14 protein-coding genes and 1 pseudogene are annotated in these 16,307 nt (G+C 38.1%); 4 read left to right on the forward strand and 11 right to left on the reverse strand.

The features are described from left to right. Positions 1-144: 144 nt before the first annotated feature. Positions 145-5,688: a sugar-binding protein gene (locus tag AC2TDL_RS05510; RefSeq protein WP_484699197.1), complete on the forward strand. Its 5,544-nt coding sequence runs from the start codon at positions 145-147 to the stop codon at positions 5,686-5,688. An 89-nt stretch (positions 5,689-5,777) separates the two neighbouring features. On the opposite strand, the gene AC2TDL_RS05515 is transcribed toward AC2TDL_RS05510, so the two are convergent. From AC2TDL_RS05515 to AC2TDL_RS05545, 7 genes are all read right to left on the reverse strand, one after another. After that, on the reverse strand, positions 5,778-6,908 hold the full coding sequence (locus AC2TDL_RS05515; RefSeq protein ID WP_484701053.1) for an MFS transporter: 1,131 nt from the start codon (positions 6,906-6,908) through the stop codon (positions 5,778-5,780). A 115-nt stretch (positions 6,909-7,023) separates the two neighbouring features. Continuing rightward, positions 7,024-7,452 carry a MarR family winged helix-turn-helix transcriptional regulator gene (locus AC2TDL_RS05520; protein WP_484699198.1) on the reverse strand — a complete coding sequence of 143 codons (429 nt, stop codon included), beginning with the start codon at positions 7,450-7,452 and terminating at the stop codon, positions 7,024-7,026. An 82-nt stretch (positions 7,453-7,534) separates the two neighbouring features. Continuing rightward, positions 7,535-7,972: a lysozyme inhibitor LprI family protein gene (locus tag AC2TDL_RS05525; protein WP_484699199.1), complete on the reverse strand. Its 438-nt coding sequence runs from the start codon at positions 7,970-7,972 to the stop codon at positions 7,535-7,537. Continuing rightward, the gene (locus tag AC2TDL_RS05530; RefSeq protein WP_484699200.1) at positions 7,930-8,592 is read right to left on the reverse strand and encodes a hypothetical protein; all 663 of its coding nucleotides are present in this window, start codon (positions 8,590-8,592) and stop codon (positions 7,930-7,932) included. The genes AC2TDL_RS05525 and AC2TDL_RS05530 overlap by 43 nt, the downstream gene beginning before the upstream one ends. Before the next feature lie 179 nt (positions 8,593-8,771). Continuing rightward, positions 8,772-9,749 carry a helix-turn-helix transcriptional regulator gene (locus tag AC2TDL_RS05535; protein ID WP_484699201.1) on the reverse strand — a complete coding sequence of 326 codons (978 nt, stop codon included), beginning with the start codon at positions 9,747-9,749 and terminating at the stop codon, positions 8,772-8,774. Between the two features lie 186 nt (positions 9,750-9,935). After that, positions 9,936-10,145 carry a hypothetical protein gene (locus AC2TDL_RS05540; RefSeq protein ID WP_484699202.1) on the reverse strand — a complete coding sequence of 70 codons (210 nt, stop codon included), beginning with the start codon at positions 10,143-10,145 and terminating at the stop codon, positions 9,936-9,938. Positions 10,146-10,147: 2 nt separating this feature from the next. Beyond that, the gene (locus tag AC2TDL_RS05545) at positions 10,148-11,302 is read right to left on the reverse strand and encodes a DUF4062 domain-containing protein (RefSeq protein ID WP_484699203.1); all 1,155 of its coding nucleotides are present in this window, start codon (positions 11,300-11,302) and stop codon (positions 10,148-10,150) included. A 166-nt stretch (positions 11,303-11,468) separates the two neighbouring features. Between AC2TDL_RS05545 and AC2TDL_RS05550 the strand changes: the two genes are divergently transcribed. After that, entirely contained in the window at positions 11,469-12,251 is a 783-nt protein-coding gene (locus tag AC2TDL_RS05550) for an aminoglycoside 3'-phosphotransferase (RefSeq protein ID WP_484699204.1), read from the forward strand. Between the two features lie 155 nt (positions 12,252-12,406). Here AC2TDL_RS05550 and AC2TDL_RS05555 read toward each other — a convergent pair whose 3' ends face one another. Genes AC2TDL_RS05555 through AC2TDL_RS05565 form a run of 3 tightly spaced genes read right to left on the reverse strand, consistent with a single transcriptional unit; the run spans position 12,407 to position 13,960 of the window. Further along, a complete protein-coding gene (locus AC2TDL_RS05555) occupies positions 12,407-12,721 on the reverse strand; it encodes a methyl-accepting chemotaxis protein (RefSeq protein ID WP_484699205.1) in 315 nt (104 codons plus the stop codon). After that, positions 12,657-13,313 (reverse strand): PAS domain-containing protein, encoded by a 657-nt coding sequence (locus AC2TDL_RS05560; RefSeq protein ID WP_484699206.1) that lies wholly within the window; start codon positions 13,311-13,313, stop codon positions 12,657-12,659. Before AC2TDL_RS05560 ends, AC2TDL_RS05555 begins: the two co-directional genes overlap by 65 nt. A gap of 53 nt (positions 13,314-13,366) precedes the next feature. Further along, positions 13,367-13,960: a PAS domain-containing protein gene (locus tag AC2TDL_RS05565; protein WP_484699207.1), complete on the reverse strand. Its 594-nt coding sequence runs from the start codon at positions 13,958-13,960 to the stop codon at positions 13,367-13,369. On the opposite strand from AC2TDL_RS05565, the gene AC2TDL_RS05570 reads away from it, so the two are divergent. Both AC2TDL_RS05570 and AC2TDL_RS05575 read left to right on the forward strand, forming a co-directional pair. After that, on the forward strand, positions 13,945-14,277 hold the full coding sequence (locus AC2TDL_RS05570; RefSeq protein ID WP_484699208.1) for a redoxin domain-containing protein: 333 nt from the start codon (positions 13,945-13,947) through the stop codon (positions 14,275-14,277). The genes AC2TDL_RS05565 and AC2TDL_RS05570 overlap by 16 nt on opposite strands. Before the next feature lie 136 nt (positions 14,278-14,413). After that, a complete protein-coding gene (locus tag AC2TDL_RS05575; protein ID WP_484699209.1) occupies positions 14,414-14,650 on the forward strand; it encodes a hypothetical protein in 237 nt (78 codons plus the stop codon). A gap of 123 nt (positions 14,651-14,773) precedes the next feature. Here AC2TDL_RS05575 and AC2TDL_RS05580 read toward each other — a convergent pair. Beyond that, positions 14,774-16,105 (reverse strand): annotated as a pseudogene (locus AC2TDL_RS05580) (IS3 family transposase). Positions 16,106-16,307: the final 202 nt, after the last annotated feature.

A 16,307-nucleotide genomic window follows, 5' to 3' on the forward strand; every position in this document is an offset into this window, starting at 1 on the left:
ATTTCAGTGAAAAAATTTAGCGCCGGTCATACCATTAAATTGGATGATTGAAAACTTGGCTATAATTGTCCGTTTTCCAATCTATCCAAATACAATGCAGGGAAGCTGTATGTGCTACAAATCGAAAAGGAGGATTAAATGTTAATGTCAAAACGATTTAACAAACTAATCACTTTCCTCTGTTGCTTTGTAATGTTAACGTCACTAATGCCTGTCGGCTATGCCGCCGACCCTGACAACATTGAAAACACTACAGCAACACCGACCGCAATGTTTGGAACTCCCGAGCTTGGATCCAATGACCCGCTTTGGTTCAAAACAACAGAGTATCCGATTAACAAAAGCACTGTACCTGATGACCCAAGACCTCATGCTACTGGCACAGTAAGACTTCTTTGGGATAATGACTACATGTATGCCCGAGTAGTTGTCGAGGACAGCAATCTGTATCAGGGAGCTGGTGCAGATCATACGTACGACAGCTTAGAGTTTTATCTTGGTCCAGGCTCCAGCGGCTCCAATCAATGGCGTGTCAGTGCAACTGGTGTATTCTCAGGACAGTCCCATACTGACAGAGCTGCTTGGACCGAAATTACAGACACAGGATATATTGTGGAAATGAGAATTCCTAAACGCGATCTAATCTTGCAGCCAGGCAAGCTGACCTTCGAGATTTATATTAATAATTCATCGGCAAATGGCGGTGACCGTTATGAGGTCGTTTCTGCTTTCGGAGATCCAGATACGGGGTATAGCAGTGATGCTGCATTTAGAGACAGCATAGAGCTCATTGAAGCCGATGATATCGACACTAGATTCTCAATTCACATCTCGACAGACACCGGAGGAAAAGTAACACCTAATGCACCCGGTAATGTTCTAAGGGTTGAAAACGGTGAGGATGTAACTTTTACGGTTTCTCCTAACTACGGTAAAATCCTCAATACTGTAACTGTTGATGGTGAGGTGATAACCATATCTAATGATAATACTTTTTCTTTAACCAATATTAGCGCAAATCATAGCATTCATGTGACGTTCAAGGATGATCCATCCGCTGCTCAACTTCCCTTTATCGTCTGGAATGACAACTTTGCAAGAGGAGAGTACACAACCGCTCTTATTATTGACTTAGGTGAAGGACGGAAAGCACTAGGCTCCGAGCTTCATTCAGATCTGTTTACCGTATCAGCTAGAAACACAACCTTAAGCGGAGATTCCGTAGTCTTTGAAGGAAAACGCAACATTTCCAGAGTATACGCTAATGACGAACCGAAAGTGCGCGGTTATCTTGGAAAAGTGCATCATTCACCAGATTATCAGGATGGACTGGAAAGTGGCCGTTATATCGTAGTTGAGCTTGAGTTTTATACTGAAGTCGGCGGCAATACAACGCTGGATGGCAGCAGCAACTCAACAAAGCAAAATTACAACATTGTGCAAAATGGCAACATTGTACTAACCGAAGGTGAACCGATTAGCTATGCTGTCTTTAAACAAGAAAACGTTATTAATCCGATTCTTGACAAGTTTACAACACATACAAGCGGATCGCTCAATTACGCGCTTTACGTGCATAAGGATGAAGCTGGTAAAGAGGTAAAAGGATTGCCGCTTTATGTCTATACGCACGGCATGTCACGCGGCGGCACGCAAGCACATATTGACCAAAAAGCATCGATGAAATCTGCTAATGGTTCAGTTGCCCTAATGAAGAAAATGGAAGAAGATCCTAACAAATATGCCAGCCATATTCTGAACATTTCCTATATTGGAACTTCTACTCCACAAACAGAAGATGTAAAGAAGGTTATTGACGATTTAATTGACAGCGGGTTAGCTGATCCTAACCATATTTATGCCGCTGGTTTTTCATGGGGCGGTGCATACACGAACACTTTAATTAATACGTACCCTGGGTTCTTTGCGGCTGCTGCACCTATGGCTCCGGTATTTGGCTCACCGGAAGCAAGCACAAACGAAGCTCATAAAGATTTGGCTTATTGGATGTTTATAAATGCTCATAACACTGGTATATATCAGAATAATTTGAATAATTTTATATCCACTAATATGCCAGAAATGACCAATGCAAGAGCTTCTAATTTTGAGAGTAATGAGGCGCTTACTTGGCCGTACAATCAATATGATCAGCCTAGTCAAAGACCTAATCCAAACAATAATCCTGTTATGGAAGACTATATCGCACACGAAGTTGAAGCAGCAGTTCTTTACAACCAGATTACTATGGAGAATCCATTTGTTGGGGAGACTTGGAGCATAGCTCCGATAGCACAGTCCCCGAATTTGCCTGCTTGGGACAATGACTACACAGATGTGTTTGATTGGATGTTCTCGCAAAGTAAACAAGGCATTCAGCCTAATGGTCCGACCGCAATGTTTGGAACTCCCGAGCTTGGATCCAATGACCCGCTTTGGTTCAAAACAACAGAGTATCCGATTAACAAAAGCACTGTACCTGATGACCCAAGACCTCATGCTACTGGCACAGTAAGACTTCTTTGGGATAATGACTACATGTATGCCCGAGTAGTTGTCGAGGACAGCAATCTGTATCAGGGAGCTGGTGCAGATCATACGTACGACAGCTTAGAGTTTTATCTTGGTCCAGGCTCCAGCGGCTCCAATCAATGGCGAGTTAGTGCAACTGGTGTATTCTCAGGTCAGTCCCATACTGACAGAGCTGCTTGGACCGATATTACGGACACAGGATATATTGTGGAAATGAGAATTCCTAAACGTGAGCTAATCTTGCAGCCAGGCAAGCTGACCTTCGAGGTTTATATTAATAACTCATCGGCAAATGGCGGTGACCGTTATGAGGTCGTTTCTGCTTTCGGAGCTCCAGATACAGGTTTTAACAGTGATGCTGCATTTAGAGACAGCGTAGAACTCATTGAAGCCAATGACATCGACACTAGATTCACAATTAATATCTCAACAGACACCGGAGGAAAAGTAACACCTAATGCACCAGGTAATGTTTTAAGAACCGCTCCGGGTTCAAACATCACATTTACGGTTATCCCAGACTACGGTAAAATCGTCGATACTGTAACTGTTGATGGTAAGGCAGTGACCATATCTAATGATAATACTTTTTCTTTAACCAATATTAGCGCAAATCATAGCATTCATGTGACGTTCAAGGATGATCCATCCGCTGCTCAACTTTCCTTTATCGTCTGGAATGACAACTTTGCAAGAGGAGAGTACACAACCGCTCTTATTATTGACTTAGGTGAAGGACGGAAAGCACTAGGCTCCGAGCTTCATTCAGATCTGTTTACCGTATCAGCTAGAAACACAACCTTAAGCGGAGATTCCGTAGTCTTTGAAGGAAAACGCAACATTTCCAGAGTATACGCTAATGACGAACCGAAAGTGCGCGGTTATCTTGGAAAAGTGCATCATTCACCAGATTATCAGGATGGACTGGAAAGTGGCCGTTATATCGTAGTTGAGCTTGAGTTTTATACTGAAGTCGGTGGCAATACAACGCTGGATGGCAGCAGCAACTCAACAAAGCAAAATTACAACATTGTGCAAAATGGCAACATTGTACTAACCGAAGGTGAATCGATTAGCTATGCTGTCTTTAAACAAGAAAACGTTATTAATCCGATCCTTGACAAGTTTACAACACATACAAGCGGATCGCTCAATTACGCGCTTTACGTGCATAAGGATGAAGCTGGTAAAGAGGTAAAAGGATTGCCGCTTTATGTCTATACGCATGGTTTTTCACGCGGCGGTACACAGGCACATATTGACCAAAAAGCATCGATGAAATCTGCTAATGGTTCAGTTGCCCTAATGAAGAAAATGGAAGAAAATTCTATCAAATATGCCAGCCATATTCTAAATATTTCTTATAGCGGCGGTTCTGCTCCACAAATAGAAGATGTAAAGAAGGTTATTGACGATTTAATTGCCAGCGGGTTAGCTGACCCTAACCGTATTTATGCTTCTGGCTTCTCATTGGGCGGTATGTATACAAATAACTTAAACAACACATATCCTGGCTTCTTTGCTGCAGTAGCACCTATGGGAATTGCAGCTGGCTGGCCTATAGCAAAGGAAAATGAAGATCACAAAGATACTGCTTACTGGATATTTGTTAACACTTATGACACGCGAGTAGGAGCAGGTAATCTCGATAATTTTGTCAACGATATTTCAGATTTAACCAATGCAAGAGCTTCCCGTTTTGATAGCAATGAGGCTCTTACATGGCCATATAATCAATATGATCAACCAAGTCAAAGACCTAATCCAGAAAGCACACCTCCTCTGCTTGAATATATTGCACATGAAGTAGAGGCAGCGGTACTTTACAACCAGATTACTATGGATAATCCTTTTACCGGAAAAAGCTGGAGCATTGCTCCGACTTTACAATCTCCTAATTTACCGGCTTGGAACAGTGATTACACAGATGTATTTGATTGGATGTTCTCGCAAAGCAAACAAGGCGTACCTGATGTTCCAAGCAACTTAACAGCATCGACTGGCGATGGCAAGGTTACTTTAAAATGGTCGGCTCCTGTAAACCACGGCGACAAGGATCTAATAGGCTATAAAGTTTGGTATGACGACGAAACACCGATAGAAGTGGATGCAAATACGTATGTTTATACCTTTACAGGACTTACAAATGGTCAAAAGTACACCTTTAATATCGTCGCAGTTAACGAAAAAGGCAACAGTTCTGTGGCAAGTGTTACGGCTACACCGAAGAGAAGCAGCACTCCTGCAGTAAGCGATCCTGTCAACGAGAATGACGGTACTTCCAGCGAGCCTAACACGGAAACAGATGCTGGTTCATCTAAATCAACCTATACACTAAACACGCCGGCAGATAAACCTGCAGTTACTGATCAAGCTGGAAACACTACACTTCCAGGTGGCGGTGAAATTGTAATTATAGGCGGAATTAAAATCAATGTGCCAGCAGGTACAATTATTCACTCAAGCGGCAAGGTTGTGATAGGAACAGGCAGTACGACTGTTAGCTTAAATAATGGATTAACATTCGGCATTCGAGATACTGCAGAGCTTATGCTTAATGAGAACAATGCACTAGGCTTCACCGTATTGTCCGGCAATCCTTTCGAAGATGTCAATGATACAGCCTGGTTCTACAATTATGTAAATTCTGTTTATACATTCCGTCTGTTTGAAGGTACATCGTCAACATCGTTCTCGCCAAATATCTCAATGACACGCGCAATGTTCGCTCAAGTATTGGCTAATCTTGAGAACGTAGAACGCTCCGACTACAAAAATTCTCGTTTCCGTGATGTAGAGGATGGGCAATGGTACACTTCCGCAATTGAATGGGCGGCTAATAATGGCATAGTTAACGGTATAAGTGCAGAACTGTTTGATCCGAATGCACCGTTGACACGGGAACAGATGATAGTGATTTTGTACAATTACATGAACTATAAAGGATATAAGGTACCTCGATACGAAACACAATCCTTTGCTGATGAAAACGAAATTAGTTCATGGGCAATGGAAGCTGTTCAAATACTGCACGGCATCAACATTGTAACTGGTAAGGGAAACAACATCCTTGACCCTAAAGGAATCGCTACTCGTGCCGAAGTCGCAACCGTCTTTATAAAATTGCTCGAATATGTTGCTAATGTAAAAGCATAATCAGAAAAGCAGCCCCTTCCGACCGAGTATTATCTTGCAGGAAGGGGCTGCTTCTATATTTACAATCTATTTTCAAATGCAGTTGATTCCTACTTAACATTTAATTTAAACGTTAATAGTGCTGATAATAGATAAGCTGCTGCACACAATATACCAACAGCAATAAAATTAAACGAATTGAGAAGCGCTACGCTTACCGCACTTAACACAGTTGCTCCAAAATACATTGCGGAGGAGTTTAATGACATTACGGTTGTTCTAATGACATCACTTTGGCTTGACATATAAGTATTGATTACATTTTGACCAAATGCGTAAAAAAATGACCAAATAAAGTTTAATCCTATAGATATATAAAGATATTTATCATTTAAGGTTAATAGCATGATTGAGATTAAGGAGCCAATAGAAACCCATAGCAGCATCGGTTTCTTCTTATGCGGCTTGCTCATTACTTTACCACTAACGATGCTGGCAACGATACTAGCACCTCCGGCAAACAGAAGAATAATGCCAATAATCGACGCATCTAATTTAAAATACTTATAATAATAAACACCGATAACAGAAAAAATAGCTTCTAATCCGCCATAATACAAAAATGAAATGAACAGCGTTAAAGTAACCGTACGATTTGATAAAGCACTTCCTAACATTTTTAGTAAAGAATTTGAACTGGTAGGTTTGAAATTAGGAATCGTAAATATAGCAACAATCAACATCACAATTCCGATAATGCCTAAAGCAAAAAAGGATATGCGCCAATTAAAAACATCTGTTAAAAAACCTGCAATCGGTATTCCTACAACGGTCGGAAGAATTAGTGCGACAGAGACAAGCCCCATTACTTTTCCTCGTTGCATATAATCCACGACTTCACCAACGATCGCATAATTGGTAGGCTGAATCATCGCAGCTCCTAAACCGGCTAAAATTCTAAAAACTATCAATGTAATTAAAGATGCAGACAGACCTGTTATAAATGTCGCACTTGAAAATATAACGATACCGATTAATAGCATTTTCTTTTTTCCAATCCGATCAGAAACGCTGCCGGTTATTAATCCAAAAATGGCATAGGACAAAGCATATGCCGTAAATAAAGCTCCGCTAATTTCCATGTTTATTTCTAAATCGCTGCTTATCGTCGGTAGCATTGGAACAGTAACAATTAAATCAAAACCAACTAAAAAGGATAATACACATAATGTCATAATCATTTTCTTCAATTTAATCAACCTCCAAAAAATAATTAATCAATTAGTAATTAATTAGTTAGTAATTAGGTACTTAACTATTTTTCAAAAAATAAACCCTATTATTTCAAATAGGGAGCTACAGACGATTCATAATAGCTAAAAGTGTGCCTTTTTCGTCCTCACTAAGATCACTAAATAAATCTTTAATCACTTCTTCATATATCGGCCATGCCTTTGTCAAAATGCTTTTCCCAGCATCCGTCATAACTACTTTTACTCTTCTGCGATCATTTATGTCAAATTTTCTTTCGATATAATCTAGCTTTTCCAAAGCATTTAATAACCCGCTAATATTGGCTCTAGTAACTGCAAGATCATCACCCAATTCAGAAGGTAATGCTTCATAATTTTTCTTCTCCAGCATATAAAGCAAACATAGTCGTCCTAAATTTAAATGAAGATCTTTAATTTTTGACTCCAATACTTTCGTTAATTTGCTTGTCTTTTGGTGCAATGTAAGGAAAAGCTGTATATCGATATTTGGTTTATCGAGTGGATGCTTCAAATATTTTCAACTCCTTTCTTTAGTAATCTTTTACCATTATTATACTGACAAATAGTTAACTGTCAAATAGTTAATCACTTAATTATTTTAATAATTGTGCTAATTCGTGTACTCTTTCTCTAGTCAGCTCTGCACCCTTTACGTATTCTATCATTGGCTGAATACTTCCACCTTCATATGCTGAACCTGCTTCTTTTACTTCCTTCTCTTTGCCAGCAATCCATTCCCGCTGCATGGACGTTAAGTTATCCATTGCATCCTTATCAAGAGTATCCTTTAAATATCCCCATATTCGATTAATTTCATCATCCCATAGTACATACATATCATTTGCTAGAGCATTCATTTCTGACTGAGTTAAATCATCATGTTTTAGCTTTTCATTCAGTCCCTCATATTGCTTTTCAATATTTGCAATTTCTGCTTCAATATCAAATTTGGCATCTATATTTTCGCTATATTCTACTATTTCATCAATTAAATAACTAGAAAATCCACTTTCAGTTTCGACATTGTACAAGCCATAAAAAGTTCCTCATCAGCTAATTCCATAAAGCCCGCCCAATTTGTAAATCCTTCAGGTAAATCTTTTATTTTAGCTTCTGATGTATAGATAAAAATATCCTTTGCATCATCTAAGTCATAAGGTTTGCTGTAAATATATTTGAACCCATCGACAATTTCCTCGCTGCCTATTTCTTGTTCAAGCTCGATTGCTTCAATGGAAACAGCATATGTATATTCATTTACTTGTATTGGTTTTGTAAATTTACCTTTAAATGTTGAAGAATAAACAGTTCCGTTTGGATACTTTTCACCAGCATCGCCCATATCAGAATCATAATAATCGCCTGTAAATGAACCATCAGCATTAACATTTAGCATCGTTTGCCAGCCTCCAACTCCACTAGAAAACACAAATTGATACTTTGCTAAATCAGAAAAGAGCCCTTGTGATTCATTGCTGCTATTTTCATTTTCTTCTGGGGATGGTGTCACTGCTAATAAATTTGCTTCTTGCTTTGCTGCACCGTTTTCTGTTGAAGTGATATATTCACCCTGACAAGCTGCAAATACTAAAGCAGTACTACACATTGCCGCCAAAACGATTAACTTTCGCTTATTGCTTTGCTTTTTCATAGGTTGACTCCTTATTGTCTAGATAATATTTACTCATAATATTCTTATTTCCATAAACATGCATGAAGCAATAACTTAAATAAGGTTTCCAGCAATCGCTAAAATTGATTGAGCGTCCGGAAACCTTTTTCAACTCATTTATAAGACCCAACCAGACAGGGCGAGTCTAGTTTTTTAGACTATGCTTTTTTGCATACTGGTCTTACATATTTAAAAAATCTCTCGCAGTCGTGATAAAAATAAAATACTCTGCCTTGAGTTAAATCTAATTGATACCCGCTGCTTTCATAATCAAACTCCTTCATAGCGGATTCAATTTTTGCCTCTACGCTTTGATTTTCTGTTTCATAATCAAAAGGTCCATGCTCAAATACAATATATTCACCCTCGGGTACATCCATTAACTGCATTTGCTGCGGCACTTCTCCACTATAATCACTAGGCAGTCTCACACCATACGCCTCTGCCAATGGAATCCCCCATCTGCATATTCTTCCGCTAGGCTCATTTATCCAAGCCATAAGCTGCCCGCTGCCAGCGTTTGCTTCTGTGCCGCCTTCGTCATCAAGCTTTCCTTTAATGCTGTCCAGTAAACCGCAAATCGTTTCACAATCCTGACCAGCAATCTTACTTTGCTTTTGCCAGAAATCCCAGTAGCCAATACTTTCATAATTTCTAATGTGTAAAAACTTATGTGCCGGAATTTGAACAAAGTAAGTTTTTACTTCACCAATGCTCTGTTTTTGCTTCATAATAGTCATTGCTCCTTCCATTAAATAACAATCAAAAGGCTTGATGATTGTTCGGAGTACAACAGGAACAGGATTAATGCGAAATTCACTTGGACGAATACCGTATGCCTCTCTGAATGCGCGGGTAAATGCTTCATTAGACGAAAAGCCATACTTTAAAGCGATGCTAATAATGCTATAATCCGTATCTCTTAGTTCCTTTAATGCAAAAGCAAGCTTACGGAATCTAATGTAATCCTTCAGTGTCATACCCGATACTTCACTAAATTTTCTCGAAGTGTAGTATTCAGAATAGCCAAGTTTTTCAGCTAAAGCAGAAAGTGTAAGTGCTTCATCATCTTCATTTTTTATGCATGCGTCAATCTCATTTACGATTGCTTGAATGTATCTTTTCCACTCCGACATATCCTGTGCCTCCTTACAACCATCTGCTTTTATCTTATAAATTTAGAGCAGTGTTATCTTGATTCCGGTTGCGCTAGTTTCCTGTACGAATAAAATAAGGGTTTCCACTCATTAACATTTTCGAAATGTTTCTAAAGAAGAAAATGTAATGTTGGGAAACCCTCAACGTAAAAGTTAAAGCCGATATTAAAAAGTCGGCTTTGGTTTATTATTTATTTTCTCAAGCATCTTTTCAAGCGATGTAGATACTTCATTATAAGCAATTTCTTTTTGTTTACGATATTCCTTGGGTGATTTTTCAAGCGGAGAAAAAATTAATGCATTTTTAGGATATTGTTTGCCCCTAACAACTTCTGTAACATCTCCATTAATTGAGACATATATTTTTCTCTCCATATTTAAATCACCCCTTCTAAAATCTTGACTAACATATCGAAAAGCTCACCATTTTTATTCATCATATCATGCTCGACATTTTTTTGATAGTCTACGAACAATTCTAAATTCCATTCATCGCCACATGGAAAATGAAACGTTATAATAAAATCAATTCCTTTAAGACAAACGTAAAGTGTATTATTGTATTCTCTATAAAATATATTATCAGTGTTTCCTTTTTGTGTAATAACTACATAGGAAGAATCATCAGAAAGGCTAATAAAATCCCTTCCATTAGCTTCTCCTACAGATTTTATTAACTTCATCGTATCTTGTTCTTTTTTATAAATGGTAACTGCAGAACAATCATTAATCTTGCCAATTTTACGCTTTACATATCCTAAATCATTAACAATATCGGTTCCTTTTGCGTTATTTTTAGATTCTAATAATAAATCGGGAAGGTCGGCTTTAAATCCTAGTCTAAGGAAAGGAATAATCTTTGAGGTAAAGTTTTTATAGTGCTGAAGTTCTTTGGATTGAATCATGGATCGTTCAATATCTTTTTTATTTCGCAGCATTTCAACTCCATCTCGAAGCATATCACTTAGCAATATATCCCACTCGATGGATACCCCTGGAGTAAGATCTCCTACAAATATCTTTTCTTCAGATATAACTTCGTATAGAAAATACCATACATAATCATCAACTCTATGTAGTCGCGCATTAATTCTATGTTTATGAGAAGAAATGTGTTGAATAATATCATTTGAACGTGGCTTACTTGAACCATTTGATCTGCAGAGTGATACGTACTCCGCAATCATATGATTAACATTTTCTAAAAACTCACATTTTAGTTCTTGTTCAACAAAAACTAAAATAGGTTTTTCTTGTTCTAAAGCTTTTTCAAACTCCAAATGTGTAACAGATCTTCCATGTGGAGTTATAGTTCCAGCCTTATCACCTATGAACAATACAAAAATGTCACACTCAGAAACCATTCTTAAGCATCTTGTGATGGAATCTTCTCCATTATGCCATGCGCCAAAATTGCGTTCAAACATCATTGGTTCATGACCAAGCGAAAGAAGTTTCTCAAAGCTACTGTTTCTAAGTGCCGAAAATGAAGGCTGAGAGGCTGAGCTTAAAAAGATTTTTGTTTTTGGCAAAATACACACCCCTTTATCAAATAAATAAAGGATAACCAAATTATATTATAAATTGTAATTTTTTTAAATAATTTATAGCTATTATATTAACCATTGTTAAACTGTAAATATCTGTATATAATGAATACAAAGTATCAAGCTTAAAAAAAAATATACTCAACACAAAATGATCCTAACTTTATGTTTAAGAGAAAAAGTACGAAAAGAGGGAATTGATATGGAACGAAGGAAAGTCTCCTTTAATATTGAGAATATACCGCAAAACATTAGACATTACATAAAAGGGGCAACTTTTTATGATAGTAGTTGCTCAGAACATGCAAAGACATTTTTTGTTCAAGGTAAAGAGCGTGCGTTTCTGAAGATAAGCAAAAGGGGCTCACTTGAACGTGAGTATAAAATGACTAACTTCTTACATAAGCACCATGTCACCCCGAAGGCCATAGCCTACGAATCAGATTCAGAGTATGACTATTTATTTACAGAAGCAGTAAGTGGCGAGGATGGAACAGCAGTGCCACATATTGAAAATTCCAGTAAATTAGCCAGCGTATTTGGCGAATATCTAAAAATGTTGCACTCACTGCCAACCGAGGGTTGCCCGTATGTCAATAGAACTAATGAATTGTTAAGTCAAGCTCAAAGTAAAGGGATAGAGCTTAGTACATTGAATGATTACAAATATTCAGCTAAAGACGATGTAATTATACATGGTGATTATTGCTTACCTAATATCATTATGGATAACTTTGCATTTAAAAGTTTTATTGATGTAGGCTATGGAGGAATTGGTGACAAGCATTATGATATTTACTGGGGAATTTGGACACTAAACTATAACTTAAAGTCGGATAAATATAAGGATATATTTTTAGATGCATATGGAAGAAATGATATTAATGATGAAGGACTTATATTTTTTTCAAAACTGATTGAGTTAACGGAGTAAATTCGCTTTTAAGTTTTAGCGCGTTATTTTAATAAAACTTCTCTCCTTTAACAGGACTAACAGCAGATGTTTAAAGAGACATCAAAAACAAGGAAGCCCAGCCTATAACTGCTGAGCTTCGCTTAGCTATTTTGGAGTGGGAGTGAAATTACTGATTAGATTGATTTAACGATATTAACTAAGTTTTGTGACATGGCGCTAATCTCTTCCATCGATGCGTTCAATTGCTCGGTAATTGCTGCTTGTGATTGTGTCATTGTGGTCATTTGACTAATTTGATGCTGAATTTCGTCGATGGATTTGTTCATTTCATTGAGGCCTTTTTCGATATTTTCTGTGGCCACTGAGCTATTGTCAGCGAGTTTGCGAACTTCATTGGCAACAACGCCAAATCCTCGGCCATATTCAGCTGCCCGCGCTGCCTCGATTGCAGCATTTAATCCTAGCAGGTTTGTTTGATCTGCAATCACGGATGAAGACCGAAATGTTTTTAGTTTCCTCTGAGCTAACTTTTACCGCATTCGCAGCTTCCATCGATTTCTCTTGTGCAGCGGCCATTTCCTGTGCTTGAATGGTTACATTTTCAATGGCACTTGTCATCTCTTGAATCGAAGTCGATAACTGTAGCATGCTTTCATTCACTTGGATGATCGCACGTTCTTTATTTTTCTCATGAGAAATATCGCGAATTGTCCCCGCAAAACGTAATGGGACACCATCTTTGTCACGCAAAGTTTTTCCTGTAGCGTGAATCCAAAGGTAGCTACCGTCATTCTTTCGCATTCGCAGGTCTACGTTATAAGGGGTTTGACCTGAGTAGTCATTTAAGCTTGCAGAAAATTGTTCGAGAACTCGATCACGATCGTCGGGATGCATTCCGTTTGAAAAGCTTTCGAACTCATTTGGAAATTCCGACTCTTGCGTATAGCCTAACGTCTTTCTTAATTGCTGAGAGTACCATACATTTACATTTTCCAAATCCCCGTTATGAACGGTAAAGTCCCATGGTGCTTCGATCAATGCTTCATCAATAAGACTATAACGCTCATTTAACAGATTCATTTCGTTATCTCTTAATTTCTTCTCATGAATGTCTATGTTTATGCCAACAATCCTCAAAGGCACCCCCTATTATCTCGCAATGTTGTCCCTGTTGCGCGATGCCAGCGGATTTCACCATCTTTTCTGCGGATTCTATATTCAATATCATAAGGAGTTTTGCCTGAATAGTCATTGAGGTGATCTGCCAGAGCTTTGGTTACCATGTCTCGTTCCTCATCAAACAACCGCTCTGACCAGCTGCTAAGCACGTTCGGGAAGTCTGTTTCATTTTGAAAGCCAAGCAGTGCCCGATATTCGTCTGACCAAATGAATTGATTGTTTGGATTAGTTGAATCGCCGGCAACAACGGTCATATCCCAAATACCTGCTTGAACAGCCTGAGTGATTAAATCTAATCGAAGCTTATTTTCATAAGCAGCTTCTTGAAGCAATTTTACTGCAGCATTAAGGTTAGTTATGATTTCATTTACTTCAGATGGAGCTTGTTCTGGTGCTTGAATGGCAGCAGTCAGATCTCCTTTTGCAGTGGCGTTGAGTAATTGTCTTGATCCTTCTACTAATGCTTGGAGCGATTCAAATGATGTTGTTTTATTAAATAGAATTAAACGATTTCCGTGGCAAAGGTATTCTCTTGTATTTTGGGGCAAGCTGGTGCAGTCCATGTGAAAGAGAAATGCCTAGAATGAATGAAGCATATGCTGAAAAAATTGAAAATATCGAAATTTTAACAGTCAACCTTAGAGAAGGTATAATTATGGTTGAGAGTTTTAAAGACAAGTATGATATTGAGTTCCCAATTTTATTAGAGCCATATAACGAAATCGGTAAAAAATATAATGTGGTTGACATGCCTACAACCTTTCTTATAGACCAAAGTGGAAAAATTGTCGAAAAAGTCGTTGGCGAACTACGAACCAAAGAACAAGTTGTATCTTTAATGGCAAAGGTCAGTGTTAAGAATTAAGCTATTACTTTCTCTCGCTGACTGTATAGATTGTATCATTTATGGAAAAAAGCTAAATTAATGTAACAACCCCCTTTATCTTGTCGTCTTATATAATAAGGTAAGCAAATGACCATAAAAAGGAGGATTGGTATTAATGATCCTAACAAGATTTAGTAGCAATGCCTTAATTCGAGCAGCAGCTATTCTATCAGTTCTATTGGGTTTATTGTATCTGCCTTCTAACTATTCATTGCCCATTGTGGGGCTTGGCCCTGAACTTGCAGGAGGACAGCAACTAGCAAAACATTGGGCTATGTATGCAATGTACGGAGGGGCTATTATTTTCATCAGTTCTTTTTTACTGCAATGTAAGTCGATCCATCTTATTTAAACGCATTGTTTTAACTGCTTGTCTCATCGCTGCATCTTTACTGATTGTTGTGCAACTCCCTGAACGCCTTAAACAGACTAAATAAAAAGAGGAAGGGGAGCACTGACATAATAAAAAAAGAGTTTAAGCAACTAGTAGATGGTTTCTGTATTGAACAGGAGCCATCTTTTTTAGATTCCATTGGTAACGATAATTATTATAGTAAACTATGTAATGATCGATTTTAGCACGTAATTCATCTAGTGTTTTTACCATACTGAAATCAACTTCATCTTTGAGGTGACCGAAGAATGATTCTTGAGGAGCATTATCCCAGCAGTTGCCTCGACGTGACATAGATTGACCAAGCTTATAGTGTTTTTAATAGCTTTTGGAATTTTGGGCTTGTATAGTGAACACCTTGATCGGAATGAAGGAAGGCTTCTGAATGGAGCTTTACACGTTTATTGCGGAAGAGTTTTTTGACGGTTGTTGTCGCGATATCTAGTGTAATAGAGTCCGATACATGATAGGCTAATATTTCATTCGTGGATCCATCTTTAATCGTCGACAAATAAGCCATTGTTCCATTGTACGGAAGATAGCTGATGTCAGTTAATAATACTTTGCCTGGCACGCCTTGCTTAAATTGGCGCTGTAGTCTGTTCGGCACAACTCGATGCTCTTTTGTTGCTTTTGCCATTTGCTTTGCTTATATGGATTTACTTTGCGGTGAGGACATGTTATGCCATATTTTCGCATAATACGTTGGATCTTCTTGCGACTCATTACGATACCATAGTCATGCTCAAGTGTCATTTTAATCGAACGTGACCCCTTCTTATAGCCACGACGCTTGAAGGCTCTTAAAATGAAATCACGCGCTTCTACATCCTTTTGTTCTTTCATTGCTCGCACTTCACTTGTCTGTACATAGTGATAATAGCCAGAACGTGAGACGTTTAAGAGTTTGCAAAAATAAGTGACCATTCGTTGAAATGAAAACTGCTGAATGGTATCGAAAATCAGTTGGAATATTTTATCGGTGTTTAGTTTTTGCCTTTCGTTTAGCAGCCTCCTTTCGGTCACTTCGAGCTTTTTTAGCATTTCTATTTGGCTCTCTAATAGCTCAATACGCGCTGCTTGTCGTGCTAGTATTTCTGCTGTCGTTAACTCACGTTTTAAAGGTCTACCTGAACTCGTTTTTCGTGTATCGGTCAACCCAATTAAGCCATTCTTCTCATACGCTTTTCGCCAACGAGAGGAGGCTTGTTCAACCCGCTTGATACCGATCATCTCAATATCAAAGCCGGACTCTTTGAAGATCTGTCTTGGTGTTTTACCTGCTAAATAATCATCAATAAATTGATTCTTAAAGGCATCTGAATAAGTAATTGAACGTTCACTTACCTTTAATACATGGGGGTTCTTTAGTAATTGTTCTATCTGTTCGGATGAAAATAATTGCTTACTCATGCTCGCTCCATTTCTTATCACTCTTCAAAGTCTAGTATATAAAAATACCTGTAGTTTGCGTACTCTTTTTTAAGTGTCTTAACTACAGGTACCATTTTAAACGCTCCTATTTTTTTTATTATTTTCTTTATATGCTGGATTATCCCCGAAATACGGTCATACGACCTGAAAAATATAAAACTTCAAGTATTCCGTCTGCTCT

The organism is Paenibacillus sp. plas6 (assembly GCF_057221655.1).

Coding starts and splice junctions, on each gene's coding strand:
- AC2TDL_RS05510 (WP_484699197.1), top strand. CDS start 145: ATGTCAAAACGATTTAACAAACTAATCACTTTCCTCTGTTGCTTTGTA.
- AC2TDL_RS05515 (WP_484701053.1), bottom strand. CDS start 6,908: ATGATTATGACATTATGTGTATTATCCTTTTTAGTTGGTTTTGATTTA.
- AC2TDL_RS05530 (WP_484699200.1), bottom strand. CDS start 8,592: ATGAAAAAGCAAAGCAATAAGCGAAAGTTAATCGTTTTGGCGGCAATG.
- AC2TDL_RS05535 (WP_484699201.1), bottom strand. CDS start 9,749: ATGTCGGAGTGGAAAAGATACATTCAAGCAATCGTAAATGAGATTGAC.
- AC2TDL_RS05540 (WP_484699202.1), bottom strand. CDS start 10,145: ATGGAGAGAAAAATATATGTCTCAATTAATGGAGATGTTACAGAAGTT.
- AC2TDL_RS05550 (WP_484699204.1), top strand. CDS start 11,469: ATGATCCTAACTTTATGTTTAAGAGAAAAAGTACGAAAAGAGGGAATT.
- AC2TDL_RS05560 (WP_484699206.1), bottom strand. CDS start 13,313: ATGAATCTGTTAAATGAGCGTTATAGTCTTATTGATGAAGCATTGATC.
- AC2TDL_RS05575 (WP_484699209.1), top strand. CDS start 14,414: ATGATCCTAACAAGATTTAGTAGCAATGCCTTAATTCGAGCAGCAGCT.